Origin of the sequence: Kroppenstedtia guangzhouensis, from assembly GCF_014637345.1 — a bacterium.
Taxonomy (GTDB): domain Bacteria; phylum Bacillota; class Bacilli; order Thermoactinomycetales; family DSM-45169; genus Kroppenstedtia; species Kroppenstedtia guangzhouensis.
In genome coordinates, this window is the sequence record NZ_BMEX01000007.1 from 56,413 (window position 1) to 82,548 (window position 26,136).

General features: G+C 54.4%; 26 protein-coding genes and 2 pseudogenes. 20 read left to right on the forward strand and 8 right to left on the reverse strand.

What is annotated here, in order from left to right; translation table 11 throughout:
• Positions 1-154 precede the first annotated feature (154 nt).
• From IEV46_RS10990 to sigB, 4 genes are all read left to right on the forward strand, one after another.
• Positions 155-1,165: a PP2C family protein-serine/threonine phosphatase gene (locus tag IEV46_RS10990; RefSeq protein WP_188432612.1), complete on the forward strand. Its 1,011-nt coding sequence runs from the start codon at positions 155-157 to the stop codon at positions 1,163-1,165.
• 258 nt (positions 1,166-1,423) lie between these two features.
• A complete protein-coding gene (locus IEV46_RS10995) occupies positions 1,424-1,744 on the forward strand; it encodes an STAS domain-containing protein (protein WP_188432613.1) in 321 nt (106 codons plus the stop codon).
• A 15-nt stretch (positions 1,745-1,759) separates the two neighbouring features.
• The gene (rsbW, locus tag IEV46_RS11000) at positions 1,760-2,248 is read left to right on the forward strand and encodes an anti-sigma B factor RsbW (RefSeq protein WP_188432614.1); all 489 of its coding nucleotides are present in this window, start codon (positions 1,760-1,762) and stop codon (positions 2,246-2,248) included.
• The gene (sigB, locus tag IEV46_RS11005) at positions 2,211-2,996 is read left to right on the forward strand and encodes an RNA polymerase sigma factor SigB (RefSeq protein ID WP_188432615.1); all 786 of its coding nucleotides are present in this window, start codon (positions 2,211-2,213) and stop codon (positions 2,994-2,996) included. The genes rsbW and sigB overlap by 38 nt, the downstream gene beginning before the upstream one ends.
• A 57-nt stretch (positions 2,997-3,053) precedes the next feature.
• Here sigB and fdhD read toward each other — a convergent pair whose 3' ends face one another.
• A complete protein-coding gene (fdhD, locus tag IEV46_RS11010; RefSeq protein ID WP_188432616.1) occupies positions 3,054-3,911 on the reverse strand; it encodes a formate dehydrogenase accessory sulfurtransferase FdhD in 858 nt (285 codons plus the stop codon).
• 143 nt (positions 3,912-4,054) lie between these two features.
• Between fdhD and IEV46_RS18130 the strand changes: the two genes are divergently transcribed.
• The gene (locus IEV46_RS18130; RefSeq protein WP_229736051.1) at positions 4,055-4,153 is read left to right on the forward strand and encodes a cation diffusion facilitator family transporter; all 99 of its coding nucleotides are present in this window, start codon (positions 4,055-4,057) and stop codon (positions 4,151-4,153) included.
• A 195-nt stretch (positions 4,154-4,348) separates the two neighbouring features.
• Positions 4,349-5,398: a CHAP domain-containing protein gene (locus IEV46_RS11015; RefSeq protein ID WP_188432617.1), complete on the forward strand. Its 1,050-nt coding sequence runs from the start codon at positions 4,349-4,351 to the stop codon at positions 5,396-5,398.
• A gap of 40 nt (positions 5,399-5,438) precedes the next feature.
• Here the strand turns inward: IEV46_RS11015 and nadE are convergent, their stop codons facing one another.
• The gene (nadE, locus tag IEV46_RS11020) at positions 5,439-6,269 is read right to left on the reverse strand and encodes an NAD(+) synthase (RefSeq protein WP_188432618.1); all 831 of its coding nucleotides are present in this window, start codon (positions 6,267-6,269) and stop codon (positions 5,439-5,441) included.
• 181 nt (positions 6,270-6,450) lie between these two features.
• On the opposite strand from nadE, the gene IEV46_RS11025 reads away from it, so the two are divergent.
• The 3 genes from IEV46_RS11025 (at position 6,451) to IEV46_RS11035 (ending at position 10,287) form a co-directional block, all read left to right on the forward strand.
• On the forward strand, positions 6,451-8,595 hold the full coding sequence (locus IEV46_RS11025) for a Tex family protein (RefSeq protein WP_188432619.1): 2,145 nt from the start codon (positions 6,451-6,453) through the stop codon (positions 8,593-8,595).
• A 201-nt stretch (positions 8,596-8,796) separates the two neighbouring features.
• A complete protein-coding gene (locus IEV46_RS11030) occupies positions 8,797-9,636 on the forward strand; it encodes a M23 family metallopeptidase (RefSeq protein WP_188432620.1) in 840 nt (279 codons plus the stop codon).
• 201 nt (positions 9,637-9,837) lie between these two features.
• Positions 9,838-10,287 (forward strand): hypothetical protein, encoded by a 450-nt coding sequence (locus IEV46_RS11035; protein WP_188432621.1) that lies wholly within the window; start codon positions 9,838-9,840, stop codon positions 10,285-10,287.
• A 103-nt stretch (positions 10,288-10,390) separates the two neighbouring features.
• Here the strand turns inward: IEV46_RS11035 and cmpA are convergent, their stop codons facing one another.
• Positions 10,391-10,525 carry a cortex morphogenetic protein CmpA gene (cmpA, locus tag IEV46_RS11040; RefSeq protein ID WP_188432622.1) on the reverse strand — a complete coding sequence of 45 codons (135 nt, stop codon included), beginning with the start codon at positions 10,523-10,525 and terminating at the stop codon, positions 10,391-10,393.
• Positions 10,526-10,589: 64 nt separating this feature from the next.
• Here cmpA and IEV46_RS11045 point away from each other — a divergent pair, with 64 nt between their 5' ends.
• Complete coding sequence (locus IEV46_RS11045; RefSeq protein WP_188432623.1) at positions 10,590-11,093, forward strand: SprT family protein; 504 nt, start codon at positions 10,590-10,592, stop codon at positions 11,091-11,093.
• Between the two features lie 306 nt (positions 11,094-11,399).
• Positions 11,400-11,564, forward strand: coding sequence for a hypothetical protein (locus IEV46_RS11050; protein WP_188432624.1), 165 nt, complete (start codon positions 11,400-11,402; stop codon positions 11,562-11,564).
• A gap of 286 nt (positions 11,565-11,850) precedes the next feature.
• Here the strand turns inward: IEV46_RS11050 and IEV46_RS18660 are convergent.
• Positions 11,851-12,033, reverse strand: a pseudogene (locus IEV46_RS18660) (EamA/RhaT family transporter); the annotation flags it as partial.
• 151 nt (positions 12,034-12,184) lie between these two features.
• Positions 12,185-12,421, reverse strand: a pseudogene (locus IEV46_RS18665) (EamA family transporter); the annotation flags it as partial.
• A 581-nt stretch (positions 12,422-13,002) separates the two neighbouring features.
• On the opposite strand from IEV46_RS18665, the gene IEV46_RS11060 reads away from it, so the two are divergent.
• The 3 genes from IEV46_RS11060 to IEV46_RS11070 all read left to right on the forward strand — a co-directional run bounded on the left by IEV46_RS11060 (position 13,003) and on the right by IEV46_RS11070 (position 16,891).
• On the forward strand, positions 13,003-13,569 hold the full coding sequence (locus IEV46_RS11060) for a thioredoxin family protein (protein WP_188432626.1): 567 nt from the start codon (positions 13,003-13,005) through the stop codon (positions 13,567-13,569).
• Positions 13,570-13,588: 19 nt separating this feature from the next.
• Positions 13,589-14,494, forward strand: coding sequence for an NAD(P)-dependent oxidoreductase (locus tag IEV46_RS11065; RefSeq protein WP_188432627.1), 906 nt, complete (start codon positions 13,589-13,591; stop codon positions 14,492-14,494).
• A 153-nt stretch (positions 14,495-14,647) separates the two neighbouring features.
• The gene (locus IEV46_RS11070) at positions 14,648-16,891 is read left to right on the forward strand and encodes an endolytic transglycosylase MltG (protein ID WP_188432628.1); all 2,244 of its coding nucleotides are present in this window, start codon (positions 14,648-14,650) and stop codon (positions 16,889-16,891) included.
• Positions 16,892-17,381: 490 nt separating this feature from the next.
• Here IEV46_RS11070 and IEV46_RS11075 read toward each other — a convergent pair whose 3' ends face one another.
• Together IEV46_RS11075 and moaD are read right to left on the reverse strand one after the other, a co-directional pair.
• Entirely contained in the window at positions 17,382-18,416 is a 1,035-nt protein-coding gene (locus tag IEV46_RS11075) for a ThiF family adenylyltransferase (protein ID WP_188432629.1), read from the reverse strand.
• Positions 18,417-18,548: 132 nt separating this feature from the next.
• Positions 18,549-19,280 (reverse strand): molybdopterin converting factor subunit 1, encoded by a 732-nt coding sequence (gene moaD, locus IEV46_RS11080; RefSeq protein ID WP_188432679.1) that lies wholly within the window; start codon positions 19,278-19,280, stop codon positions 18,549-18,551.
• Between the two features lie 140 nt (positions 19,281-19,420).
• On the opposite strand from moaD, the gene IEV46_RS11085 reads away from it, so the two are divergent.
• Both IEV46_RS11085 and IEV46_RS11090 read left to right on the forward strand, forming a co-directional pair.
• Positions 19,421-19,861, forward strand: coding sequence for a hypothetical protein (locus IEV46_RS11085; RefSeq protein WP_188432630.1), 441 nt, complete (start codon positions 19,421-19,423; stop codon positions 19,859-19,861).
• Between the two features lie 107 nt (positions 19,862-19,968).
• A complete protein-coding gene (locus tag IEV46_RS11090; RefSeq protein ID WP_188432631.1) occupies positions 19,969-20,643 on the forward strand; it encodes a Bax inhibitor-1/YccA family protein in 675 nt (224 codons plus the stop codon).
• 55 nt (positions 20,644-20,698) lie between these two features.
• Here IEV46_RS11090 and IEV46_RS11095 read toward each other — a convergent pair whose 3' ends face one another.
• Positions 20,699-21,802 (reverse strand): aminotransferase class I/II-fold pyridoxal phosphate-dependent enzyme, encoded by a 1,104-nt coding sequence (locus IEV46_RS11095; protein ID WP_188432632.1) that lies wholly within the window; start codon positions 21,800-21,802, stop codon positions 20,699-20,701.
• A gap of 234 nt (positions 21,803-22,036) precedes the next feature.
• Here IEV46_RS11095 and IEV46_RS11100 point away from each other — a divergent pair, with 234 nt between their 5' ends.
• From IEV46_RS11100 to IEV46_RS11115, 4 genes are read left to right on the forward strand one after another with little or no spacing between them, the layout of a single operon-like run.
• The gene (locus IEV46_RS11100; protein WP_188432633.1) at positions 22,037-23,938 is read left to right on the forward strand and encodes a molybdopterin-binding protein; all 1,902 of its coding nucleotides are present in this window, start codon (positions 22,037-22,039) and stop codon (positions 23,936-23,938) included.
• Complete coding sequence (moaA, locus tag IEV46_RS11105) at positions 23,926-24,963, forward strand: GTP 3',8-cyclase MoaA (RefSeq protein WP_229736053.1); 1,038 nt, start codon at positions 23,926-23,928, stop codon at positions 24,961-24,963. The genes IEV46_RS11100 and moaA overlap by 13 nt, the downstream gene beginning before the upstream one ends.
• Before the next feature lie 57 nt (positions 24,964-25,020).
• Positions 25,021-25,503, forward strand: a complete 483-nt coding sequence (gene moaC, locus IEV46_RS11110) for a cyclic pyranopterin monophosphate synthase MoaC (protein ID WP_308420303.1) — start codon at positions 25,021-25,023, stop codon at positions 25,501-25,503.
• Positions 25,500-26,009: a MogA/MoaB family molybdenum cofactor biosynthesis protein gene (locus tag IEV46_RS11115; RefSeq protein WP_188432635.1), complete on the forward strand. Its 510-nt coding sequence runs from the start codon at positions 25,500-25,502 to the stop codon at positions 26,007-26,009. The genes moaC and IEV46_RS11115 overlap by 4 nt, the downstream gene beginning before the upstream one ends.
• Positions 26,010-26,136: the final 127 nt, after the last annotated feature.

Here is a 26,136-nt window from a genome sequence, read left to right on the forward strand (position 1 = left end):
TTGCGGCATCTCCTTTTTTTATGTTCACAATTGTATAATGAATAGGTGGACGTGCCGGAAGAGAGGGGGACCGATGAGTTGCAGCTGTTCTATTTCGCTCCCATTTCCCTCCTCTCACCTCCCAAATGCGGTTTCCATATGGAGGAAAACTAATATGAACGATGAAATGATTGAGCGATATCAGCAGTTGCTCATCTCCTATTTATTGGACCGGCAGGAAGACCAGTTGTATGAGGCCCAGCAGATGAGCAAGTGGATGATAGAGCAGAAAATCCCACCGGAGGAAATAGTCAGTATGCATGCGGAGGCGGTCAAAGAATACTTGCCGCACCTGCCGGAAGATGTCCAGCTCTCTTTCAACCTCTTGATTGAAATGATGATCGGATACGGAACCGCCCTCCGAGAGCATGAAAATCTTCTCAATCGACAGCGGGAATTGGAGTATGAGATCGAAGTCGCCGTCGGGATGCAACAGACTCTGCTGCCCGATGCTCCGCCGGACATTCCGGATCTGGATGTTGGCGTGGTCAGTGTTCCGGCGCAACAGATGAGCGGGGATTATTATAACTTTGTCAACCATGGCGGAGGGTGTATCGGAGTCGCTCTTTCGGATATTATCGGAAAGGGAATTCCCGCTGCCTTGTGTATGTCCATGATCAAATACGCCATGGATCAGATGGACAACACCTCGGGCCCGTCGGAAATCCTGCGTCGTCTGAATATCGTGGTGGAGAGAAATGTGGACCCCAGTATGTTCATCACGATGGTCTACGGGGTGTACGATACCAATCGCCATCATTTTCAGTACGCCACTGCCGGACATGAACCGGGTCTTTTGTACAGAGACCGGGAGGATGTCTTTGAAGATCTGAATACTGGGGGGTTGGTGCTGGGGGTCACCGAGGGGGTCGCCTATGAGGAGTACGGATTGGATCTGGCTCCTGGTGACACCGTGATTCTTTTTTCCGACGGAGTGACTGAGGCCCGGATCGATGGCCACTTTCTGGGTCGGGAACCTCTGAAGGAACTGATCCGATCCAGTCTGCATCTGCCTGCGCAACAGGCGGTGGAGGCGATTCATCAGAATCTGTATGAAAGGGCCCATTACAGGCTAAAAGATGATCAGACGATCCTGTTGTTGCGAAGGCCCAAGGTTGTTGATTAACCAGGAGGAGGGAGTCGTGTACTGTCGTAGCGAGACCGGGAGCGAAGCGCGACTTGTGCCCTAAGGGTGCAACGGTCGCGTAGTAGAACACGATCTCCCCATCTAAAATGTGGTTCATCAACACGTCCGGCACAGACCGAAATTTTGACCGGACTTTAGATCAGGTTTTAAAACCGAATGACAGGGTAAAGTGGATGGGAAGGAGAAGAGAAGGGATTTGTTCTTCCCATCTTTCGGAAGTGATGGAGGGAAATTGCGATGGATGTATCGATCCGGGAAAAAAAACAATCGGAACAAATCGTGACTTTGATTGTCTCCGGTGAGGTGGATGCTTTTACAGCACCACAGCTTCGAGAAAAATTGATGCCACTGTGTCAGAAGATGCGTGAAGTGCATCTGAATCTGTCACAGGTGGACTATATGGACAGCACCGCCTTGGGTGTGCTGATCGGTGCCTATAAACAGCTCCGCTCCAGAAAGGGGCGGCTGGTTCTCACGGGGATGACCCCCCGTCTGAAACGTCTGTTTCGCATCACCGGGTTGACCGAAGTGATTGATATTGAAGAAGATGGTGCTTAGGAGGAGCGGATAGGAATGGATCAAACCAAGGATATAGTTCTGACCATACCTGCCGAGGCACAGTATGTGGGGGTGGTCCGTTTAACTGTCTCCGGGATCGCCAATCGTTTGGGTTTCCATTATGACGATATAGAAGATATCAAGCTGGCTGTGGCGGAGGCCTGTACCAATGCGGTGGACCATGCATACAAGGAGCTGGAGTGTCAGGGAAGAGTCATGGTCACTTTTCGCATCTTTGGGGATCGACTGGAGATCAGGGTGAAGGATGAAGGGAACAGCTTTGATATTGAAACTGTGAAAAAGAAATCGGGCCCCATTGAGAGCCATCTTCCCTTCACCACGATGCGGGAGAGGGGATTGGGTCTTCACCTGATGGAAACTTTGATGGATCATGTGGACATCCAGGTCGGAAAAGGCGTCGTGGTCACCCTTACCAAGTTTATCCAAAGGGACGAGGTGGATCGGGATGTCAACCCGCCCGCAAAGACAGAGTCTCATGGATGACGGTATTTCCGACCTGATTCGCCGTTATCAGGAGGAGTCGGATGAGGGCATCCAGGAAGTATTGGTGGATCAATTCACCCCTCTGGTGGAAACCTTGGCTTCCAAGTTTACAAAGGGAGCGGAACCTTTTGAAGACTTGGTCCAAGTCGGGATGATCGGGTTGTTGGCTGCGTTGAAACGGTATGACCCTGACTTTGGAAAAAACTTCGAAAGCTTTGCGGTACCCACCATCGTGGGGGAGATTAAACGCCATATTCGCGATAAGACTTGGAGTGTCCATGTCCCCCGCCGAATCAAAGAACTGGGCCCTCGCATCAAAAAGGCCGCAGAGGAATTGACGATCCGTTATCAAAGGTCACCATCGGTGGATGAGATCGCCGAATACCTGGACGTCACTTCCGAAGAGGTGTTGGAGACGATGGAGATGGGTCGCAGTTACAACGCAGTCTCTGTGGACAGTCCCATCGAAGCCAATAACGACGGAAACCAAGTCACCCTGCTGGATCTTGTTGGAAACCAGGATGCAGGGTACGAACAGGTGGATCAACAGCTGCTTCTGCAAAAAGCTTTTCAGGTGTTGACCGACCGGGAGCAGGAGATTATCCGGATGACATTTTTTGACAATCTGAGTCAAAAGCAAGCCGGTGATGAATTAGGAATCTCCCAAATGCATGTTTCTCGACTGCAACGTCGGGCCCTGCGAAAACTAAGGGAGGCGATCCGTGTTGCTCCCAGCGAAATTATTTGATTCTTTTTTGAAGCCGGCGGATCGACCCCCGGTTTTGATGTGGAGATTCTAAAGAGGTCACTCCCCGATCCGGATCCGTTTTCCTCCGGTGTAAATATTGAAGCGTTCTCCTCTGGCAAATCCGATCAAGGTGATCCCGAATTTCTTGGCCACTTCACAGGCGAGACTGGATGGGGCGGAGACGGCAGTGACCACGGGGATGCCGGCCACCGCCGCTTTTTGCATGATTTCAAAACTGGTACGACCGCTGACCATCAGGATTCCTTCCGTCAGTGGGAGCCCATCGTGGAGAAACAGGTGACCGATCAACTTATCCACGGCATTGTGTCGCCCCACATCTTCCCGCAGGGTGATGAGATTTCCCTCCTCATCGAACCAACCTGCCGCGTGGAGACCCCCGGTTTTTTCGAAGATTTCCTGCTTCTGTCGAAGTGCTTCTCCCAGCCTCGGGATGAGCGAGGCCGGCAGAGTGAAATCCCCCTGGACAGGCTTTACACCGCGGACCTGAATCGCTTCCAGGGAAGCCTTTCCGCACACTCCGCAACTGGAGCTGGTGTAAAAGTTCCTTCTCAGGCGTTCCAGCTCGACAGAGACTCCGGGTCTCAGATTGACGTTGACGATATTGTACCGCTGGGCTCCATCAGTCTCGGGATCTCTGCAATAAGTGATGGAATGGATGGAATCTTTCGAATCAAGGATGCCTTCTGTCACCAGAAAGCCGGCGGCCAGATCAAAATCATTCCCCGGTGTTCGCATGGTGACGGAGACGGGCACCGGTTCGGGTATTTGCGGGAAGTGGAGGCGGATCTCCATAGGCTCCTCCACGGTCAGGACATCCCGGACTCTGCGAGTGGATCCTCCCTCCACCTGTTGTACCCATCCTTTGGCGGCACGGGAGCGGGATCTGTCGTTCATCATAGGATCTTCTCCTTCCCTGGTTCTCTGTTTAAAGATATCCCGGAAAGCGAGACGCTTCAACTCCCAGAAGCGTTGTGAAAAAGCTGTCATACCCACAGGGCACAAGTCGTGCCCAGGGTCCTTCGCTCCCAGGTCACGCTATGCAGGGAGGGTTGGGTTTCACATGGAGTGATTTTGGCAGTTCAGAACAACGAAAAGATCATGTGAAATCCAATCCCGACCGTCCGAGAACGCACTAAATCACACAACGCCAGCTTTCGGTTTTTTGTGACGGTGAGGAAAGGGCTTGTTAAGATCTTAACAGGACTATCCGTCGAATCGACGGGGAGCGCCTGATGTGTACTCCAAAAGTATAATTTTGTCGGGAATGGGAAACCGGAGGGCTGATCCTGTCGTTATCCCAGTAAGGAAACGTTTAACGGGTGAGGTGAATGATGATCTCAGTAAAGCGGATGCTGCTGACAGGCGTGGTCACCACTGGTTTGATTGCGGGCATGATCCCCCCGGGAGTCCATGCGGAAGGAAACGTGAGTTCCAAAAAGCAGGAACTGGAAAACGTGAAGCAGCAAAAGAAAGAGGCACAGGAAACCATCGACAAACTGATGGAAAAGATCCAACCCCACAAAGAAAAAGTGGAAGACTTGGAGAGAAAGATCGCCAAAACCAACAAGAAAATACAAAAGGCTGAAAAGGCAACCGAGAAGAATGCCGAAAAACTGAAATACTATGAGGAGCAGTTCAAAAACCGTGTCCGACTGATGTATGAAAACGGGGAAATGGGATCGATGCGGGCACTGTTTGAGGCAGGGAGCTTCGGTGAATTTTTGCAACGGTTTGAAGTGCTTCGTCTGATCCTGATCCGTGATCGGGAGCTTTTCGACAAATACAACCAGATCCGCCAGAAACACGAAGAATTGAAGAAGAAGCACGCGACCCTGTTGAAGGAACAGGAAAAAGAGGCTGAGGATGCCCGCAAGATCTACGACAAGATCCACGAGGAGATTGAGAAAACAAAGAAAGAACTCGCATCTCTCAGTACAAAAGAGAACAATCTCCAATCCCAGATCGATATGCTCACCCTGGTGGATGCCTCCTTGTACCCTTATCGGTTTGCCAGTGTGTCGGGTGTGGACCCCTGGGGCTTCTACAATCGGCAATGTACGTCTTTTGTCGCTTGGCGGATCAATCAAAGGGGTTACCACTTCACCAACCATATGCGCGGAGGACATTTTGGAAATGCAACGAACTGGGCCAACAACGCCCGTCGAATCGGTCTCCGTGTGAATAACCAGCCTGCAGTTGGAGCGATCGCCCAATTTAATGCCGGCGCTTCCGGGGCCAGCGGCACATATGGCCACGTCGCCTATGTGACTGCAGTCAACGGTTCCACCATCACCATCGAGGAGTACAACTATCGGCGTTATGCCTTCAGCAGGCGGGTCATCCCCGCAAATTCAGTCAGCAATTACATTCATATGAACTGATTTTACCAAAAGAGGGAAACGGCTGAAGGCCGCTCCCTCTTTATTTGAATTTCCACCAATCATCGAAGGGAGAGGCCGGAGTGGTGCGCTTGTGGCGGGAGGAAAGATATTTTTGTTGGATACGCTCCGCCACGTCAACTTTTACCTCTTTTCCTTCCAGGTAGTCATCAATCTGCTCATAGGTGATGCCCAATTCCTCTTCATCCGCCCGCCCCGGTCGTTCGTCCAAAAGGTCCGCCGTCGGGATCTTCATGTAGAGGGAAGAGGGGGCTCCCAAGTGTTTCAGCAGCTGTTTGCCCTGCCGTTTGTTCAGTCCGTACAGGGGGACCAGATCACATCCTCCATCCCCGTACTTGGTGAAAAAACCGGTGACTGCTTCGGCGGCGTGGTCTGTCCCCACCACCAGGAGATTTCGGACTCCGGCGATCTGGTACTGGGCGATCATTCGCTCCCGGGCTTTGACATTTCCCTTGACATAGTCGGGGAGAGCCTGGCCGGTGGCATCATGGAAGGCCCGGACGGATCCGTCCACAGCGTCTTGGATATTAAAAGTCAAGGTCTCGTCGGGCTGAATAAATCGAAGTGCCTGTTGAGCGTCCGCCTCGTCATTCTGCACTCCGTAGGGCAGGCGCATGGCGACGAACCGAAATTTCTTTTTACTTTCCTTCCGCAACTCATCGATGGCCATTTGGGCCAGTCTGCCCGCCAAGGTGGAATCCTGACCACCGGAGATGCCGAGCACCAGTCCCTCCGTAGCGGTGGCTTTTACATACTCTTTGATAAATTTCACTCGCATCCGCACTTCCCTTTCGGGATCGATGGCGGGCTTCACGTGCAGCTCTGCGATGATCTGCCGCTGGATCGAACTCATATGATGAATCCTCCCTGTTTATTTTCGGGTCGTGGAATCAACCTCCCTATCACTTTACCCCAACCAGAACCCCGATGCACGGATGGTTGGGCGGGAAGTGTCGAACCATGATAAATTGCGTCGTTACGGGCAAAAGGGTAGAATGGGAAAGCGGAAACCCTATCCAAAAACGGAGGCATGTATGGAAGAAAAGGAACGATTCCGAGCGATCGCCGACGAACTCAGTCTGGATCCGGCTCAAGTGGAAGCAGCCGTACACTTGATGGAAGAGGGAAATACAATTCCATTTATCGCCCGTTACCGGAAAGAGATGACGGGAGAGCTGGATGAAGAGCAGCTGCGTGGGATTGAGGAAAGAAACCGTTACCTGATCCAGCTGGATCAAAAGAAAGAAGAAGTGATCCGGCTGATCGACGAACAGGGAAAGTTGACTGAGGAATTGCGGCAAAAGATTGAGGCCGCAGTAAAACTGCAGACCGTGGAGGATCTTTACCGTCCCTATCGGCCCAAGCGGAAAACCCGCGCTTCTCAAGCACGGGAGCGGGGTCTGGCCCCACTGGCAGAACTTCTGGGACAGATCCAAAGTGAGGAAGCGGCCGAAGAGAAGGCGAGCTCTTTCATCGATCCCGAGAAAGAGGTGGAGACGGTGGAAGAGGCTCTGCAAGGTGCGATGGACATCCTGGCTGAAGAATTGGCCGATGATCCCGAGATCCGCAGATGGGTCCGGGAGTTTCACTGGAAGCGGGGCGAGTTGGTCACGGAGGCGAAAAAGGCCGATGAGCGGTCTGTTTACGAGATGTATTACGATTACAGGGAACCGGTTCGCAAAATGCCCTCCCATCGTGTCCTGGCCGTGAATCGGGGGGAACGGGAGGGGGTTCTTAAAGTCCGGTTGGAGGTGGAAGGGACAGAACAGGTGTTGGAACATCTGAAGCGCCACTTGTCCAAGCATCCTCACCGGTATCTGACAGAGACGGCGGAAGATGCTTACAAACGGTTGATTGCTCCTTCCATCGAGCGAGAGATCCGTTCGACGATGACGGAAAATGCCGAAGAGCAGGCGATCCATATTTTCTCCGAAAACCTGAGAAACCTGTTGCTGCAACCCCCCGTACGAGGTAAAAAAGTGCTCGGGATTGACCCGGCGTACCGGACGGGCTGCAAGTTGGCGGTGGTGGACGAAACAGGAAAGGTGCATCATGTGGGCGTCATCTTTCCCACCCTATCCCAAAGCAAAGTGAAGGAAGCCGGTGAGACAGTCCTCCGACTGGTGGAGGAATATGATATCGATATTATCGCCATTGGAAACGGAACCGCCTCCAGAGAGACGGAATCCTTTATTGCGGAATTGATTCGGGGGTGGGACCGGCAGGTTTACTACATCATCGTCAATGAAGCGGGAGCCAGTGTCTATTCCGCTTCTAAACTGGCCCGGGAGGAGTTCCCGGATCTGGATGTGGCCCAGCGGAGTGCTATCTCCATCGCCCGGCGCCTTCAGGATCCTCTCGCCGAACTGGTGAAAATTGAACCCAAGGCGATTGGAGTGGGGCAGTATCAACATGATGTCTCCCAAAAGCGATTGGCGGAAAGCCTGTCTGCCGTGGTGGAGTCGGCAGTGAACCATGTCGGTGTCGATGTTAACACGGCTTCTGTCTCCCTGCTTCAGTACGTTTCCGGCATAAATGTCACAGTGGCCAAAAACATCATCAAAAAGAGGGAAGAAGAAGGTCGATACACCGACCGCAACCAGCTGAAAAAGGTTCCCCGCCTCGGGTCCAAAACCTATGAACAGTGTATCGGATTTCTGCGGGTGACTGACGGGGACAACCCCCTGGATAAGACACCGATCCATCCGGAGTCTTATCCGGTGGTGGAGGCCCTGTTGAAGGAAGTGGAAAGCACCCCCGGGGCGATCGGAACTCCTGATCTGAATGAAGCCCTGCGCCAGGTGGATGTGGAGAAGATGGCGGAAGTGTTGGAGTGTGGTGTTCCCACCCTGCGAGATATCATTGATGCTCTCCGTCGTCCCGGCCGCGACCCGCGGGAGGAGCTGCCTGCCCCTGTCCTTCGTTCCGATGTATTGCAACTGGAGGACTTGAAGGAAGGGATGCAGCTGAAGGGAACTGTCCGCAATGTGGTTGATTTTGGCGCCTTTGTGGATATTGGTCTCAAAAATGACGGCTTGGTCCATATCTCCAAGATGAGTGATCGTTTTGTCCATCATCCGATGGATCTCGTCGGAGTCGGCGATGTGGTGGATGTCTGGGTGCTCCAGGTGGACCCTGAACGGGAACGGGTCTCCCTCAGCATGGTACCCGTGGAATGATAGATTGTTGTTGATTAGCTGGAAATTGGGCGTGGAAAAGGAACCGCATGCTGGCGTGGCGAGACCGGGAGCGAAGCGAATCTTGCGAGACTTGTGCCCTCTGGCTGTATCGGTCGCATGGTAGAATACGATCTCCTCATCCGAATTATGGGATAATCAATACACCCGGCCATGACATTTTCCTAAAATGGGGGGGAGAGGATGAAATGGTTCTTCCGGGTGCTCCTGCTGGTCGCCCTGGCAGCAGGGGCGCTTCTCATATACCACCAGACCCGGGCGATTCCGATTCCTGAGATGAAGGTTCCTGAGAAACTGGCTCCGGAATATTTGGAGATCGGCAAATCATCGGGAATCCCCTGGCCTTATCTCGCCGCCTGGGATGAGGTGGAAACGGACTATCAGGGAGTCAACCGGGACACCATCCGGGAGCGGGTGAAGAAAATCAGACGGGCGGCGGGAACGGATCGACCCGGTGAACACCAGATTCGGGAGGCCATCCGAAAGGAGATGCCGGGGAAAAAGGCAGATCAAATTCTGGAGTTGGCAAAGTCTTACGCTTGGGCCGCCGCTCCTCTGGGGGAACCGTATCTGTTTCCCTTTGCGGAGGATTCCGGTGTCACCTACGGGGACACCTGGGGAGCCAGCCGCACCTACGGTGGGGAACGAACTCATGAAGGAACCGACCTCATGGCCAAAAAGGGAACCCCAATCCGTTCTGTGGGTAACGGGCGGGTGATCTCGAAAGGATGGAACCGGTTGGGGGGCTGGCGCCTCACCATTCTGGATACTGACCACCCCCAGATCTCATTTTACTATGCCCACCTGTCCAGATACGCCGATGGGATCGAAACCGGCTCCAAGGTGAAAAAAGGACAAGTGATCGGGTATGTCGGGGACAGCGGATACGGCCCCGAAGGAACGACGGGCCAGTTTGCCCCCCACTTGCACCTGGGCATCTATGTCCGGGAAAGCACTTTCTCCCCCAACCGGGAGACGATCAATCCCTATCTGTTTCTTAAAGTGTGGGAAAAAAAGAAGTGAAGAACAGTCGTTGTGCCTTACGGGCATGACGGCTGTCGTTTTTGGAAGATGGAAGTGAAAAGCCGTCACAGTTTTGGCAGTGAACAATGAAAAGGTCATGTGAAGCCCCATCCTGAATCGACCCGGAAGGTACAAATTCACAAGGATTCTAGAGAATGGAATCCTCCCGACTGGGAAAAACAAAGGAAAAGGAGGATGCTTATGACCGAAACCAATGTTTCCCGGGAAATCAGCAAAAAAATGGCGAAACTGGCGGAATCTTGCAGTTCATATTTTCAGAATTCCCCGGCTGAACTGGCGGAGATCGCCGCCTTTGTGGAAGCGGAGATGAAAGGGCAGGAACTGCCCGGCGCGGCCCGCAATCGGGATGAATTCGTCGGCCGCACCTTTGAACGGCTTTACCCGATGGCACTCGCCTCAGACCGCTGCCGTCAGGCCGTGGAAAACATGATGCATAAACAGAAGGGCGCTCCGAACCGATCCCCCTTTTCCCCCCGGGAGGAATCCCCCCAATATGCCATCGATTCCACTCTCGCTGAAGCGCTCTATTTGACCGGCAGTGCTGTCATCGGTTCCATCCTGATGGTCACCTCCGGCGAGAGCGGCGGTTCCATCGAGCAAAGGCAGCAGGAAGGCATTCCTAACATGTAACTGTTCCATCCCCCGGGAAGGGGGATTCTTTTTGTGAAGCAAGCTTCTATGTAAAGAGCCAAAGAGTCCGATGCCGGAGAACCCTTTGGCTCTTTTTACATGATTATCCTTCCGTATGGTATTGCAGCTCTTCATTTTTTTGTTGATACTGAAACCAGCAGTCATTTAAGATACGGATCTGTCTTCGGTCCTTTCCCAAAAACGCCCGCTGCAATTGTCTACGCAACCAATAGGGCATACCTGAAACGCCTCCCGGATGGCGTAGTCGTCTTATTCAAGTGTATGAAGGGGGATGGGGTTCTGTGAATCCGAATCATTCATCCACTGGGGTTCATGTACGGCCGGGGGATGATCACGCCCTGCAGTGTTGGGTGGAAGCACTCTCTCTGGAGTACTTTGGAAAACCTTTCACCCATAAGGCCCGTTTCAATTCCCGGTTGCGAACCACCGGTGGCCGGTATTTTCTTGAGGATCACCGGATCGAGATCAGCCCGCGGCATCTGGAGGAGTTGGGAATGAAGGTGGTGGGTGGAATCATCCGGCACGAGCTGTGTCATTATCATCTTCACCTGAAGGGAAGAGGATACCATCACCGGGATGCCGACTTTAAAAATCTGCTGAAACAGGTGAACGGCCTTCGCTACACACCTTTGCTTCCGGGAAACAGCGGACGGAGAAAGCAACCGGTTCGCTATGTTCTTCAGTGTCAAACTTGCGGTCGCCAAGCTTGGCGCAAAAAACGAATGGATCCCAGCCGTTACCGCTGTGGCGCCTGTGGCGGGCAATTGAGTCTGGACGAGGTGTGAAAGAAAGCTTCTTTCCGTTCTGCATGGACGGGGAATTTGGCGGGGGACACCGACCGGAGACGGATGAAAAGAATACTTTATAGGAACTAACAAAAACCGGCCATTCTGTGGATTGGCCGGTTGGGTCCTCTTCGGGTATTCTGAGATCGGGTTGATCCCTCCTCATCTGTTGATCCATAGATCATGTGTCCGTCCTGGTTTTGTTTTGATGGACGGACTCTTTTTTTAAACGTGAATAGTGACTGTTCAGGAAATGCAGCGAGATGAAAGAAACCGTGAAAACGGGTATTGAGAGGAGTGCAGGGAATGGGTGTACTTTACGAATGGGTCCGGGAAGCCAAGCGGAATAAAAAACGGGCCAGACAGCAAATGATGGCGTGGTTGGGATCCGAGGGAAAGAAAGAGCCTCTGGATCCGGAACTAAAAATTTTCCGGAATTGCAAAGGGAAGTTTCCTCTTTCCCGATACTAGATGATTCAAAAAGGTCATCACGTGCCTTGAGGCGTGTTTGATCCGGGGAGAGTTTTTTCTTCTCCTTTCGTCTGCGGCCCCGGAACCGAAGAAGACCCCGGCGACGATCAGAAAGAAGCTGGCGATTTGGGGGAGATGGATTGTCTCCTGAAGAAAAAATGAGGATCCCATCAGGGAGAACAAGGGTGTCAGTGGATAAAAATAGCCGACTGCCCCGGTCCCAACCGGTGAATAATGAATTATAAAGCAAATGTCCCAATCCGGTGGTGATCACTCCGGAGCCGAAGAAGATCCCCCATACCCAGGCCGGGGTGTCCAGGGCTTCCACCCACCCACGGGGATGGATAAACAGACTGATGATGAAGATAACGACCGAACCTGTCAGGAACATCAGGGAGGTTACCTGTTTGGCGTCCATGGTGTCGGTCGCTTTTTTGATATAGATAAAGCTGGCGGCCTGGGTGGCCATGCCTCCCAACACCCACAGATCTCTGCCGGTGTGTCCACCCAGACCGGTGTTTCCCCGCAAAGCAACAAAGGTGACCCCAAAAAATCCCAGTAAAAATACCCGCTCCCCGCAGCCAACTGATCATCCGCTCTTCCAGGAAGACTACGGCCATCAGTGCCGTGGTGAGCGGGACCAGTCCAAGGATCAAGGCGGCGTTGGTAGCGGAGGTTTGTTCCAATCCGAGGGCGAGACAGGAATGGTGGCCCACCACTCCAAACAGGATCGCTCCGGCCAAGTGATGCCACTGTCCCGCTTTGGGAGTTGGCCATTGGTTTCGGAGTAGCAGGAATGGGAAGAGCACCAGTCCCGCCACTTTGAGGGCCACTGTATTTAACCCCCAAAACAACATGATAAGCGGCACACTTGGTCAAGGCAGTAGCCCTCCTTCTCATATATTTGCACTTGGGTAACTTTAGGGAATCGAAGTTTCCCCCGCAACCCGTGATACGTAAAAGCATTGTGAAAAACGATTGTCGCAGGGAGGACTGGGTTTCACATGAAGTGATTTTGGCAGTTCAGAACAACGAAAAGGTCATGTGAAATCCAATCCAACCATCTCGGCCAGCACTCGTTCACAACGCTTCCAAATCACAACGTTTTTAACAGGCTCAAACAGAAAGTCCCGGCACTTTCACTCTGTCCGTTAAAGAAAAGAGACAGATCCCGGCTCTTACGATTTGGGGCAGCCACGATGCTGTGGATCAGGGGAGGAGGCGAATCATGCCTCATATCTTTAGCCTACCACACCAAGAATGACGCACCAGTTTTCCCCGACGGCCAAAGGTGGGGCCCGTCTACAAAACCCGCCGGATGGGGCTTATTTTTCAAATCAGCCGGGATCAAAAAGTTCCAACCTATCGAAACGGGGTTGCTCTCAGATTCCTCCGCTCGGTTACAATAGAAGGAGTAAAGGATTAAGGAGGGCAAAAGATGGACCTGAATCAGTGGTTTGACAAGGGCATGACCTGGCAAGCATATGTGGACGGCATGAAGGTGAATCGTGAAGGGTTGCAGAAGATCTATGACAGCTATCATTTGCCGGAGGAAGATCTTTCTTTTTATGAGGGGTTGGCAGAAGAGAAACTGCGGGCAGTCGTCCTGACTGCAGACTGGTGTGGGGATGCCATGCTGTGTCTGCCGATTCTGAAACGAATCGCCGAGGCGGCCCGGATCCAGATGCGGTATCTCATTCGGGACGAGAATCTGGAATTGATGGATCAGTATCTGACCAATGGGAAATCTCGGTCCATCCCGATCTTTGTCTTTTTTGACTCCCAGGGAAATGAACGGGCGGTCTGGGGTCCCCGCTCCCCGGAAGTGCAGTGGCTGGTGGACGAGATGAAGGCGAAAATGCCGGCGGAAGGGGAGCCGGACTTTGCCGAGAAGCAGAAAGATCTGTACCGCGACTTCAAGAAGCGTTTGTTGGAGGAGCCGTCCCTGTGGGAGACGGTCAACCGGAGTGTCCGGGTCCGCCTTCAGGAGAAGCTGGGTTCCTGAGGAGAGAGAGGGGATTTTGATGGGAAAACAGTCGCTGCATGTGGGGTTTATCGGGCTGGGGATCATGGGTCGGTCGATGTCCCGCAATCTGCACCGGGCCGGTTTTTCCATAACCGTTTGGAATCGGACAGCATCCCGGATGGAAGAAGCCAAGGCCTGGGGTGCCAAAATCGCTCCTTCGCCCCGGGAGGTGGCCGCCCAAAGTGATGTGGTGATCACCATGGTGGGGGATACTCCCGATGTACGGGAAGTGGTAGAAGGTCCGGCGGGAGTTCTCGCAGGGGCCCAGGAAGGATTGATCCTGATCGACATGAGCACGATCTCACCGGATGCTACCCGGCAAATGGCCGCTCGGGCGGCAGAAAAAGGGGTGAAGATGCTGGATGCCCCAGTGAGCGGGGGGGATGTGGGCGCTCGGGAAGGGACTTTGTCCATCATGGTCGGGGGGGAAAAAGAAACCTTGGAGAAGGTAAAGCCCCTCTTGGAAGCGATGGGGGAGAACGTCGTCCATTGTGGTCCGATCGGAGCGGGTCAGACAGTAAAAGCCTGCAACCAGATCATGTGCGGACTCAATCTGCTGGGAATGGTGGAGGCCCTTTCCTTTGCCAAAAAAGCCGGGGTGGATCCGGAGACGATGATTCAGGTGACCACCCGGGGGGCCGCCGGTTCCTGGGCCCTCGCCAACCTGGCACCCCGGGTGGTTCGAGGGGACTTGGATCCCGGCTTCTCTGTCCGTTTTCAACAGAAGGACTTGCGGATTGTTTTGGAGGAGGCGGATCGTCTGGACCTCCCTCTCCTGGGAACAGCCCAGGTCCACCAACTTCTCCGTTCGGTCCAGGCCCACGGCGGGGATGATGATGGTACCCAGGCGCTGGTTAGGGTCATGGAAAACCTGGGCCGTGTAAAGGTCACACCTCATGAATGACAGATAAAAGGCAGCCGTGAATGGCTGCCTTTTCGTCGAACTTTTGTTATAGGGAAAATAGGCCCTCCCAGTCATTTACGAATATCAGCTAAAAATATAGAATGGGAATTGCATTTAAAGGACGCTATTGATCACAGTGTGGGAGAAGCCTTTATGGACAGCGTTTATAAAAATGGGGGGGCCTCCTTATCCCGAAAAGAAAAATACAAATGGAAAAATTATGGGGGTTACCATCCAATCGTATGGATCTTGATTCTGGGGACGGCGATCACCCGGACCGCTTCTTTTATGAGCCTTCCCTTTCTCGTGATCCATCTTTCGGAAAATCTAGGGATAGATTCCCTGTCTGTCGGACTCACCTTGGGAGCGGCAGGATTGACCGGAGCTTTTGGGAGCTTTGTCGGAGGTTATCTGTCTGACCGCTGGGGGCGCCGATTGATCCTTCTCACCTCCTTGTTTGTGTGGATGGGGACATTTCTCGGATTCGCACTCGGAAAAACTTTTTTGCACTTTTTAGTTTTGAATGCTTTAAACGGGTTATGCCGGTCTTTTTTTGAGACCACTTCCCAGGCCTTGATGTCTGATATTTCCACCCCGGAGAAGCGATTGAAGATTTTCGGTTACCGCTATATCGCCGTCAATATCGGGATGGTGGCCGGGCCGATGCTGGGTGCCCTTCTTTTTCAAATGATGGGGATGCGGATTTTTGTCTATACCGCAGTGGTCTATCTCTTTTATTTTATGGTTCTTTTCCAGGTATTTATCCTATTTCGCAGGGACCTGCAACCCCAAACAGGAGAACGGGTACGTTTTGTTGAATGTCTCGGTGTGATTCGCAGGGACCGCTCTCTCGGTTATTTTGTTCTTGCAGGGATCCTTTTTTTTACAACCTTCTCCCAAATCGAATCATCGTTGCCGATCCATCTGGGCGAGTTGGGGAAAGATGCGGAGCTTTTTGCCCTGCTGTTAACGATCAACGCAGTGGTGGTCATTCTGCTGCAGTATCCCATGAATCACTGGGCGGGGAAGAAAAGTGTGTTGACCGGCCTGGTGGTGGGAAGTGTTCTGTGTATTGCCGGCTATTTCGCTTTCGGTGTCGGCGACAGCAATCTCTCATTTATTTTGGGGATTGTTCTCCTTACGTTGGGGGAGGTCCTGGTCTTTCCTGTTTCCAGTCTTTTTATCGACCGGATCGCCGATGACCGGATGCGGGGAATCTATTACGGTGCCAATGGATTCGGTCAGTTGGGCCTTTTTATCGGTCCCCTCCTCGGAGGATGGTTGTTGGAGGTGATCGGTGGGAGGAGTCTCTGGTTTTTGATGGTATTGCTGATGGCTTATGCCCTGTTATTTTACGGGATGGGCTATCGCGCTTACGGGCGCAGGCGAAAGGTGACTCTGTTGGTTATTGTGCGAAGGGTTCTGCTCGATCTGCGGTTGATCTTCGCGATCAAACAGACGGCGAAGATTTTGCCTCCGTTGCTTCTGACGGTGGCCTTCACCGTATTTATTTCCGACCAATGGGTAAGCCGGGCTCTCGCCAGTCCACCCCGAATCGACCAAGTCAGCATCCGGATTTCGGAAGATGCTTCCCTGCTTGAAATCGGACGGGAGTTGAAAAGGAAGGGGATTATCAGTAACGAATGGCTGTTCCCTCTGTATGGGATCCGGTATACGATTCAGGAACAAACCCGCTTTCAGCCCGGTACCTATCAGATTCAACCGGAGATGGGCTTGAAAAGTGTGATGAAGACGATGTCCCGAGGCACCTGGTCGGTGGTGATTCCGGAGGGGTCCACGGTTCAGGAGGTGGGACTGGTGCTGAAATACCATGGAATCTCCGAAGAAGAGTGGACCCGTGCTGTAAACAGTGAAGTTTACGACTACTCTTTTCTGGATTCCATTCCGAAGAACCGCCCCTACCGTCTGGAAGGGTATCTGGCGCCGGGACGCTATGAGTTCAACAGAGGGGTCGATGCGGAAGAGGTGGTCGAGGCGATGTTGAGACGTTTCGACGAGGGTATCGGTCCAAAGATCAAGGCGGAGTTGAAACAGAATCAACTGAGTGTCGACTATTGGGTTACCGTGGCGTCACTGATCGAGAAACAAGAACCGGATCCTCGCAAAAAATCTGCGATTGCCCGGGATTTCAAGGATCGGCTCCGGCGGGGCGTTCCCTTGGGAGTGCGCACCTTGCCGGCACCCTATGGGGATCTTTATGATTACCAGGTTTGGATGCACCAAGGGTTGCCGCCGGGTCCGGTGAGCAATCCCGGTTCCGCCTCCCTTGAGGCAGCCCTCTTATTCGTTGATCCCAATCATTCATCTCCTGCTCCGGAATCAGAGGAGGAAAGTCATCCGGGCCTGGCCGGATCTCGCGAAACAAGTAGTCGTTAAGGACAACACGTTTCATGTGGCAGTTCCTTCCTTGGTAGACTGGTATAGAAGATTTGAGAAGGTCTGGGGCAGGTCGCAACTTCCTGGTCTCCACAAAAGCAAACGCCCCCGATCCCAAGCGTCAAGGTTAGCACCCTTCGCTCAGATGGGGGCATGTTCCGTTTCCCAAGGTACCGGCCTAAACCAGTCTCTTGTGCATGGACCGTCGGGTGGCTCCCCCGACGGTTTTTAACATTCTATACTTAAATCATAGCCGACAAAAAAATTTAAGTCAGGTATGTTGACTAGCCATATTTTTAGTTGGGGAGATCACGTGTTCCCAGCTCCGATTGCACCTCACAGGGCACAAGTCTCGCCAGGGTCGCTTCGTTCCTGTTCTCGCTGTGTCGACATATGACTCCCTTTTCTGGTAATCAACAGCCCTGATCTTTTGTAAGAAAATGTCTTTTAAAATCCCAAAGTGTCAAGACAGATACAATGTTTCCCTGTCTTATGCCCCCACATAGCGGGCTACCAGGGAGCGGGCCAATTTCGGGTCATCTGTTCCCTGAACGAGGATCCGGCCGTCAGGGAAGAGGACCAATCGGTGAGCCTCATCCACCTGAGCCCGGAGCAAAAAGCGGTTACGCTCCACTTTGCCCAAAGATGAGAGAACCTTCTCTAGACGGTCGAGATCCAGGGGACGGGGATGTCCTGGGGAGATCTGAACAGTGTCCCGTCCGCACAGAGAGACAGCAGTCTCCCCGCTGCCACCGGCTTCCAAGTATTCAAACCGGTGTTGAGCGCAGGTGGGACAATCCTCGCGTTTTCGTTCTTTCACTTCAAAGGCGGCCTCATGGTTGTACCACAATTCAAAGTGGCGGAGACGGGGATCCAGAGCATCCACATCCCCTACCAACAGTTTGAGTGCTTCTGTGGCCTGAAAAGCCGTCACCAGCTGGACCGCCGGTCCGATCACACCGGAGGTGTCACAGGTTTCCCCCGATCCGGGCGTGGGGATTTCCGGGAAGAGACAACGAAGGCAGGGAGTGATTCCGGGACGGACGGTGAATGTCATCCCCCGGGAACTGACAATGCCTCCATAGACCCAGGGGATTCCATGTTTCACACTGACATCGTTGACGAGATAGCGAAGGGCAAAGTTGTCCGATCCGTCCAGAATCAGATCGACGCCTGTCAGCAGTTCTTCGGCGTTGTCCGCTGTGATGTCGGTGATATGGGCCTCCAGTTCCGTCCGGGAGTTGATGGCCGCCAGTTTTGTTTTTGCGGCGACCGCTTTGGGTAGCCCTTGGTCCGCATCGGACTCATCGAAAAGCATCTGCCGTTGTAAGTTGCTCGGCTCCACAAAATCCCGGTCGATCAGCCGGACAAATCCCACTCCGGCCCGTACCATGTGATGGGACAGTGAGGTTCCGAGAGCGCCCAGTCCGACCACGGCCACCCGGGAGAGGGCCAGTCGCTGTTGCCCTTCCTCCCCGATCGGTGGAAACAGGATCTGTCGGGAATATCGGCTCCAGTCGAGCATGGATGGCTTTCCTCCTTTGATTTGCCGTCAGGTCACCCGCAATAGAGGGCGATGGCCCCGGCGGCAATCATTGAAACTGTGATAAAATAATAAATAAACGGGATAGGATTTTTTGGCTGGGTGACTCATGAGTCACGTGTCTGTTTCCAAAGGAGGGGCTGAATTCTTTTTTCGACGGGGATCCCAGGGGCCTGTCTGCGGCCCTTTCCATTGAGAACCGTCTTCCCATATCTCTTTTTTCCAGATAGGCACGATCTCTTTCAGGCGTTCAATGGCGTAGCGGCCGGCTTCAAAAGCTTCATCCCGGTGGGGGGAAGCGACGGCGATGAGGAGACTGATCTCCCCGATTGCCAGTTTCCCAGTCCGGTGGCCCATGGCGACACGCACTTCAGGCCAATGCTGCCGGATCTCCCCCACGATCTCCTCCATTTTGCGAAGGGCCATCGGGGCATAAGCTTCATATTCCAAGGCCACTGTTCTTTGTCCATAGGTGTACTCCCGCACGATCCCGGCGAAGGTGAGGACAGCCCCGGCTGATGGATTGGAAACTTCACAGATCAGGTGATCGGCGGAGAGGGGTTCCTCCGTGATGAAGAGTAACGGTGTCGGTTGTTTCTCTTCTCCTCCGCTGACCGGGGGAATCAGGGCAACTTCATCACCTGGTCGGATGAATTGGTTCTCTTCGGCGTAATCCTGGTTCAGAGCGATGACCGAGTGCCGGATCAGGTCTGCAGCAACGGGGTATTCCGTTGCCAATCGATCGATCAGGGTTTGGACGGTGGCCTTTTCAGGCAGATTCAAACGAAGATTTCGTTTTCCGACGGCGTCAGCCACTCCGGCAAACAGCAACACGTTGATTTGCATGAACAACGGCGAAAAATACGCCTTTCCTCCTTTCAGAACGGGAGATGGAATCTACCCGGTTGCAAGGGATTTGATTTCAGAGTATCGAAAATCAGAGAAAGAAGCCAGACGGGAAAGTCATCCGCAAGGATGGGGGGGAAGTGGGATCCATGGAAAAGGAACGGGAGATTACCTATCTGCTTTTCGACTTGATCGTCAAACAACTGGAAAGGATGTCGGAACAGAATCGGGCGATCCGTCGGGTGGAAGTGACCGATTCGTCCCTGGAGCTCACCATGAAAACAGGCGAAGAATACCGGATCGACATCAATCGGGTACATTTGACCGGAGAAGAGAAGGGGCGTATCACAAGGATGGATCGACAGCAGAGCAAAAGAGGAGTGCGGATTGCCCAGGAAGATTGGGCCAGGCTGACGCACAGCTGTGAAACTGTGATTCAGTTTTTGGAGTACGACAAACGAAAGATGGAGGAGCTGGCCACTCTGCTCCCGGACTTTCCCTGGAAAAAGCGTTCCCTAATGATCGAGGAGATTCTGGGCCAGCTCCGGGAATCCCTGGCCAGGGCGTCGGGACGGGAATAAGGGAGATCACACGGATCTGCGGGAAAGGACTGGTTTCAACAGTTGCATGGACCATCATCAGACTCTATACTTAGGGGAGGAAAACATCTCCAAAGGAGGGGATTTTAATGGAAACCAGTGTCAGCCGCAGCCATGCCGGTCTGATGACCCGGGTTTTTTCCTGGATGTTTGCCGGCCTCTCCCTGACCGGAATTATCTCGTTTCTGCTCATATCCGATGGAGGGGCGATCCATTATTTCCGTCAGAATATCGGAGTCCTGTATGGATTGATGATCGTCGAGCTGCTTCTCGTCTTTTTTTTGGCAGCCCGCGTTCATAAAATGGCGGCGGGGACGGCCACCTTTGTCTTTTTTCTGTATGCTGCCTTCAACGGGGTGACTCTTGCTCCGTTGCTTTATATCTATACCCCGGTATCCGTTGTGCAGGTTTTCTTCATCACGGCAGGGATGTTCGGGGTGTTTGCCCTCTATGGGGCGGTGACGAAGCGGGATCTCTCCAAGCTGGGCAGTATCCTCTTCATGGCACTGATCGGTTTGATCATCGCATCCGTCGTCAACTGGTTCATGCAGAGCTCCACCCTGTACTGGGTGGTCTCCTACCTGGGCGTCATCATCTTCTGTGGACTGACAGCCTTCGATATCCAGAAGATCAAACGGATTCAGGATGAAAACATGGATTACGACACCCACACCAAAGCGGCGATCATGGGAGCGTTGGCCCTCTATCTCGACTTTATCAACATGTTTATCTACCTTCTGCGAATCTTGGGCAGCCGGGATTGAACCGGAGGAAAACCACCTGTTGGGGGTGCAGATCACCCAATAGGTGGTTTTTGGTTTACAATTCTTGCACCACCTCGCGCAGGATGCGGACGAACTCCTGTCGTTCAGCCGGTGTTCCCACACTGACGCGGAGGCAGCGGTTGAGGGGGGCGACACCGGGGATCCGGATGAAAACCCCGCGTTGCCAGAGGGCCTCCCGGATGGCGGCGGCCCGGTTGGCATCCCCTGTGTCGATGGCAACGAAGTTGGTTGCTGAGGGATAGGCGGTAAAGCCCAGCGTCTTCGCCACGGCTTCATATTCCCGGCGGCCGGCGGCCACTTCCCTCACCACTTGTCGGACAAAGCCTTCATCCTTCAGGGCGGCCAGTGCACCGGTCTGGGCGATCCGGCTCACTCCGAAGTGGTTGCGGATTTTATCAAAAGCGGTGATGATTTCCCGATGGGCAAAGGCGTAACCGACTCGTAAGCCCGCCATGCCGTGGGCTTTGGAAAAGGTGCGTGTCCGGATTACCCCGGGATCCGCGGGATCCACGGGAAAATGAGCTTTTTCGGGAGCAAATTCGATATAGGCTTCATCCAGGAGGAGCAGACAATCGGCGGGAAGTTGCCTGCGGAACTCCTTCAGTTCGTCGGCGGTGAACCAAGTCCCCGTCGGGTTGTCGGGATTGGCCAGGTAGACGATGCGGGAGCCGGTGTGGCGGGCCGTATCCGCCAGGGCGTCCAGGTCGTTTTTTCCCTTGCGGTAGGGAACCTGGTGCAGGCGGCCCCCAAATCCCGCCACATGATAATGAAAGGTGGGATAGCTGCCGAGAGAGGCGGTGACCGGTTCGCCAGGGTTGAGAAACACCCGGGCGATCCAGCCCAGCAGTTCATCGATGCCCCCCGCCACGGTGATCATCTCTTTCCCAATCCCGTGGCGTGCCGCCAGTTCTTCTTTGAGATCAAAGCTGAGTGCATCCCCGTACAAATGATTCTCTCCCAGGGAATTCGCCATCGCCTCCCGGGCCAGGGGGGACATGCCAAAGCTGCTTTCATTGGCACCCAGCCGAAGACGGATCTTCACTCCGGTCTTCCGTTCCAATTCCTCCGGCGGAACAAAGGGCACCGTTTCCGGAAGATCGGTGACAATTCGGGAAAAAAGAAGTGATTGGTCTGCCATATCTCATCCCTCCAGGGAGTAAATGAAAGCGGGACGGGTGGATTAAGGGAATTTCCCCGGTTTCCCTCAGCGGATTTCTTTCTTGAGTCCTACGGTACCAAAAATTCAGTATAATTCCCATCCCTTTTCCGACGGACCGGCCCTTTCTGCCTCGACATGAAGGGAGGATGGGTGCTATGCTGGATTTACGGAGAATATTCTGAAGGCGAATGGAATCATCAAGGGGAGGATCACTTGCGGAAGTCCAGGTTGGATACCTTATCTCGAAAAGAAGCGCTGAGCCGTCTGTTGGCCGCGATCACCTTTCACCCCCGAAAGGAGACGGTTCCCGTCACAGATGCCCGGGGGCGGGTGACGGCGGAGCCTGTGATTGCTCGGATGTCCATGCCTCCCTACCCAGCCGCGGCGATGGATGGCATCGCCCTCCGGACGAAGGTGACCTGGGGGGCTTCTCCCTTGCGTCCGGTCCGTCTCCGGGAGGGAAGGGATTTCACATATATCAATACAGGGGATCCGCTGCCGGAGAATGCGGACAGTGTGGTCAGGATTGAAAAAGTGAATATCCTGGAAGGGGGAGGGGTGGAGCTGACCGAACCGGCTCTTCCTTGGAAACATGTTCGACAGCCGGGGGAAGATGTGGCCGCAGGGGAAGTGGTGTTGCCGGCGGGTCACCGGATTCGTCCGGTGGATCAGGGAGCGCTCCTGGCGGCGGGGGTGGAGCGGCTGACCGTTGTGTGCCCTCCGCGGGTGGGAATCCTCCCCACAGGCTCCGAATTGGTCCCCCCGGGGCATCCTTTGAAACCGGGACAGTTGAGGGAATTCAACAGCACCGTGTTGGCTGGGTTTCTGGAGGAGTGCGGGGCGGTGCCAGACTGTCAGGAGGTGGTTCCCGATCGGAAAGAAGCGCTCCGGGCAGCTTTTTTGAGTGCGGCGGATCGTTGTGACATCGTGGTGGTGAATGCTGGATCTTCCGCCGGCAGCAAGGATTTCACCCCCCGGGTGCTGGCGGAAGTGGGAAAGGTCCTTCTCCATGGAGTGGCCGCCCGTCCGGGTCGGCCGGTGGTGCTGGCGATCATCGGGGAGACTCCGGTGGTTGGTCTGCCAGGCTACCCGGTATCCGCCTACCTCGCTTTTGACTGGTTTGTCCGGCCTCTGATCCGGCACTGGTATCGATCAGGGGCGGAGGTTGTCCCTCCGCTACTTGCCCGGTTGGGCCGGGAGGTTCGGGGTGGTTTGGGGACGGAGGACTTTATCCGGATGCGTGTGGCCCATGTGGATGGTCAGTATACAGCTTTTCCCCTGGCGCGGGGGGGAGGAATCACCATGTCCATGGTTCGGGCGGATGCTTGGCTTCGTCTCCCACCGGACACAGCGAGAGTGAACGCCGGGGAACAGATGGAATTGGAGTGGGTGCGGACGCCGACAGAGGTGGAGCACACGCTGGTTCTCACTGGCTGTGATGATCCCCTGTTGGATCGGATCGGGGCTTTGATCGGTCGCATCTCCCCCGGTTGGTCTCTATTTCGGGAGTATACCGGCCATGAGGTGGGATTCGAACTTTTGCGGAAAGGGGGGTGTCACGCTGTTGCCATCCATGGCGATCGTTGGGAAGGGGGGTTCTCCGGGATAATCCGGATCCGGGTGGCGGAACGGGAGATGGGATGGATCACATCGGCCACCGCTCCTGAACCGGTCAGCGGGGTGGCAGATCTGATCCGGCTCGGACTCCGCTTGATCAATCGTCCACCGGGGTCCGCCACTCGGAAACGGTTGACACAGCTCCTGAATGAACAGAAGGCGGGGAGGCTTCCTTCGGGCTGGGAGCGGACGGAAGGATCCCATTGGAAGGCGGCGGCTTCCCTGGCAGGTGGGACCGCAGATGTGACGGTGGGTCCCCGATCCGTGGCGAAAGCTTTCAATCTGGTGTGGCGGCCGGCCTGGAGGGAGCCGCTGGACTTGGTGTTGCCCCGATCTGTGGCGGAGAGTGATGCGGGAAGGGCCCTTATCGGGACCCTGCGTTGCCGGGATTTTCGGGAGATGGCAGCGCAGCTGGGGGGGTACGACCATTCCCGGGCGGGGGAAATCATCGATCCCCCTGTCACCAAGAATTCCAAGGGAGGCAGGTGGGAGTTGTGAATAAAGGGATCACCTGGACTGATGTCCTGGATCGTCCGCTCCGGGATCTTCGCATCTCGGTGACGGACCGGTGCAATTTTCGATGCCGCTACTGCATGCCGGCGGAGGTGTTCGGCCCGGATTATTCATTTCTGCCACGGGAGGAGTTGCTCACCTTTGAGGAGATCCTGCGATTGGTCCGGCTGTTTGCCGCCGGGGGGGTGGAGAAGGTGCGGATCACCGGTGGGGAGCCCTTGCTGCGCCGGAACTTGCCCCGGCGGTTGGTGGAGATGGTGAAGGGGGTAGAGGGGATTAAGGATGTGGCATTGACCACCAATGCCTCTCTCTTGGCCGGGCAGGCTAAGCTCCTGAAAGAGGCGGGACTGGATCGGGTAAATGTCAGTCTGGATGCCTTGGATCCCCAGGTGTTTGCGCGGATGAACGGTCACCGTTCTGATCTTAGCAGGGTATTGACGGGGATTGAGGCGGCGGAGGCAGCGGGGTTGAGAGTGAAGGTGAATATGGTGGTGCAAAAAGGGGTGAATGAGGATCAGATCCTGCCCATGGCTCGCTATTTCCGGGAGAAGGGCCCCATCCTCCGCCTGATTGAATTTATGGATGTGGGCAACAGCAACAATTGGGATTTGAAACAAGTGGTGCCCAAGTGGGAGATGTTGGAGATGATCCGCGAGGAGATGCCTTTGGAAAAGATGAAGCCCAATTACTACGGGGAAGTGGCTGATCGTTACCGCTACCGGGGGAGTGACCGGGAGATCGGGGTGATCGCGTCAGTGACGGACACCTTCTGCTCCAGTTGCACCCGGGCCCGCCTCTCGGCGGATGGCCGTCTGTTCACTTGCCTGTTTGCAACAGAAGGAACCGACCTGCGGGGGCCGCTGCGGGGAGGAGCCGGGGACGAGGAGTTGCTGAACAGGATCCGGGCGGTCTGGTCCCGGCGGCGGGATCGTTATTCTGATGAGCGCCACACATGGACGCAGGATCTGCCCCGCAAAAAGAAAGTGGAGATGTCTTTTATCGGTGGTTGAACAGGAGGCGATCGCTTGGCTGAATTCACTCATCTCAACGAACAGGGACGGGCACGGATGGTGGATGTATCCGATAAAAAAGTAACCCGTCGCACCGCTGTCGCGCAAGCCCGGATCCGGATGAATCCGGAGACATTACGGAAAATCCGGGAAGGGGGGGTTCATAAGGGGGATGTATTGGCGGTGGCCCAAGTGGCGGGAATTATGGCCGCCAAAAAAACCTGGGATCTGATTCCCATGTGTCATCCCATCCCTCTTAAAAGTGTAGATATCCGTTTCCGGGAAGAAGGGGGCACTCTGTTGACGGTGGAAGTGGAGGCGAAAACGGAAAATGTGACGGGGGTGGAGATGGAAGCATTGACCGCGGCCAGCATCGCAGCCCTTACCATCTATGACATGTGCAAATCCCTCGACAAATCAATGGTGGTGGAGGAAACCTGCCTAATCAGCAAGACTGGTGGCAAAAGTGGGGATTATCGACGACAGGAGGAAGTGCCGGGACGGGCGGGAGTGTCGGTGAGGAAGGAGGGAAGGGGATGAGGCGGGTCGGAATCGTGACTGCCAGTGACAAGGGATTTCACGAAAAGCGTGAAGATCGGAGCGGGGAGGAGATCCGACGGCTAATCCGGGAGCTGGGGCTGGAGGTGGCCATCTGGGAAGTGGTGCCCGATGAGGAGGAAAGGATCAAGGAAGTGTTGATCCGGATGACCGACACCGAAGGGGTGGATCTGGTGTTAACCACAGGTGGAACCGGCCTGGCGCCCCGGGATGTGACACCGGAGGCGACCCGTGCCGTCATCCACCGGGAAGTGCCTGGCATTCCGGAAGCGATGCGGCTCGCCTCACTCCGCCAGACCCCTTATGGAATGCTTTCACGCGGGGTTGCCGGGTTGCGGGGGAAAACCCTGATCATCAATCTTCCCGGAAGTCCAAAGGCGGTCCGGGAATGTTTGGAGGCGGTATTGCCGGTTTTGCCCCACGCTTTGGAGACGATGACCGGGGAGTTTGGAGATCACGGGGAGTCATCATCAAAGCAGAAGAGTTAACCGGGCGGGTTCGGTAAGCAGAGGAGATGGAATCAAGCCGTTGTCCAAGGCTTCAGGAATAGATGGATAAGAAGGATCACTCCGGCAAGCATTGTCGGGGTTTTTATTTTATTCAAAAAAGTCAGGT

Bases quoted from the DNA above. Each gene is read 5' to 3' on its own strand.
- IEV46_RS10990 (WP_188432612.1), top strand. From the start codon at position 155: ATGAACGATGAAATGATTGAGCGATATCAGCAGTTGCTCATCTCCTAT.
- IEV46_RS10995 (WP_188432613.1), top strand. From the start codon at position 1,424: ATGGATGTATCGATCCGGGAAAAAAAACAATCGGAACAAATCGTGACT.
- rsbW (WP_188432614.1), top strand. From the start codon at position 1,760: ATGGATCAAACCAAGGATATAGTTCTGACCATACCTGCCGAGGCACAG.
- sigB (WP_188432615.1), top strand. From the start codon at position 2,211: ATGTCAACCCGCCCGCAAAGACAGAGTCTCATGGATGACGGTATTTCC.
- fdhD (WP_188432616.1), bottom strand. From the start codon at position 3,911: ATGAACGACAGATCCCGCTCCCGTGCCGCCAAAGGATGGGTACAACAG.
- IEV46_RS18130 (WP_229736051.1), top strand. From the start codon at position 4,055: ATGCAGGGAGGGTTGGGTTTCACATGGAGTGATTTTGGCAGTTCAGAA.
- IEV46_RS11015 (WP_188432617.1), top strand. From the start codon at position 4,349: ATGATCTCAGTAAAGCGGATGCTGCTGACAGGCGTGGTCACCACTGGT.
- nadE (WP_188432618.1), bottom strand. From the start codon at position 6,269: ATGAGTTCGATCCAGCGGCAGATCATCGCAGAGCTGCACGTGAAGCCC.
- IEV46_RS11025 (WP_188432619.1), top strand. From the start codon at position 6,451: ATGGAAGAAAAGGAACGATTCCGAGCGATCGCCGACGAACTCAGTCTG.
- IEV46_RS11030 (WP_188432620.1), top strand. From the start codon at position 8,797: ATGAAATGGTTCTTCCGGGTGCTCCTGCTGGTCGCCCTGGCAGCAGGG.
- IEV46_RS11035 (WP_188432621.1), top strand. From the start codon at position 9,838: ATGACCGAAACCAATGTTTCCCGGGAAATCAGCAAAAAAATGGCGAAA.
- cmpA (WP_188432622.1), bottom strand. From the start codon at position 10,525: ATGCCCTATTGGTTGCGTAGACAATTGCAGCGGGCGTTTTTGGGAAAG.
- IEV46_RS11050 (WP_188432624.1), top strand. From the start codon at position 11,400: ATGGGTGTACTTTACGAATGGGTCCGGGAAGCCAAGCGGAATAAAAAA.
- IEV46_RS11060 (WP_188432626.1), top strand. From the start codon at position 13,003: ATGGACCTGAATCAGTGGTTTGACAAGGGCATGACCTGGCAAGCATAT.
- IEV46_RS11065 (WP_188432627.1), top strand. From the start codon at position 13,589: ATGGGAAAACAGTCGCTGCATGTGGGGTTTATCGGGCTGGGGATCATG.
- IEV46_RS11070 (WP_188432628.1), top strand. From the start codon at position 14,648: ATGGACAGCGTTTATAAAAATGGGGGGGCCTCCTTATCCCGAAAAGAA.
- IEV46_RS11075 (WP_188432629.1), bottom strand. From the start codon at position 18,416: ATGCTCGACTGGAGCCGATATTCCCGACAGATCCTGTTTCCACCGATC.
- moaD (WP_188432679.1), bottom strand. From the start codon at position 19,280: ATGCAAATCAACGTGTTGCTGTTTGCCGGAGTGGCTGACGCCGTCGGA.
- IEV46_RS11090 (WP_188432631.1), top strand. From the start codon at position 19,969: ATGGAAACCAGTGTCAGCCGCAGCCATGCCGGTCTGATGACCCGGGTT.
- IEV46_RS11095 (WP_188432632.1), bottom strand. From the start codon at position 21,802: ATGGCAGACCAATCACTTCTTTTTTCCCGAATTGTCACCGATCTTCCG.
- moaC (WP_308420303.1), top strand. From the start codon at position 25,021: ATGGTGGATGTATCCGATAAAAAAGTAACCCGTCGCACCGCTGTCGCG.
- IEV46_RS11115 (WP_188432635.1), top strand. From the start codon at position 25,500: ATGAGGCGGGTCGGAATCGTGACTGCCAGTGACAAGGGATTTCACGAA.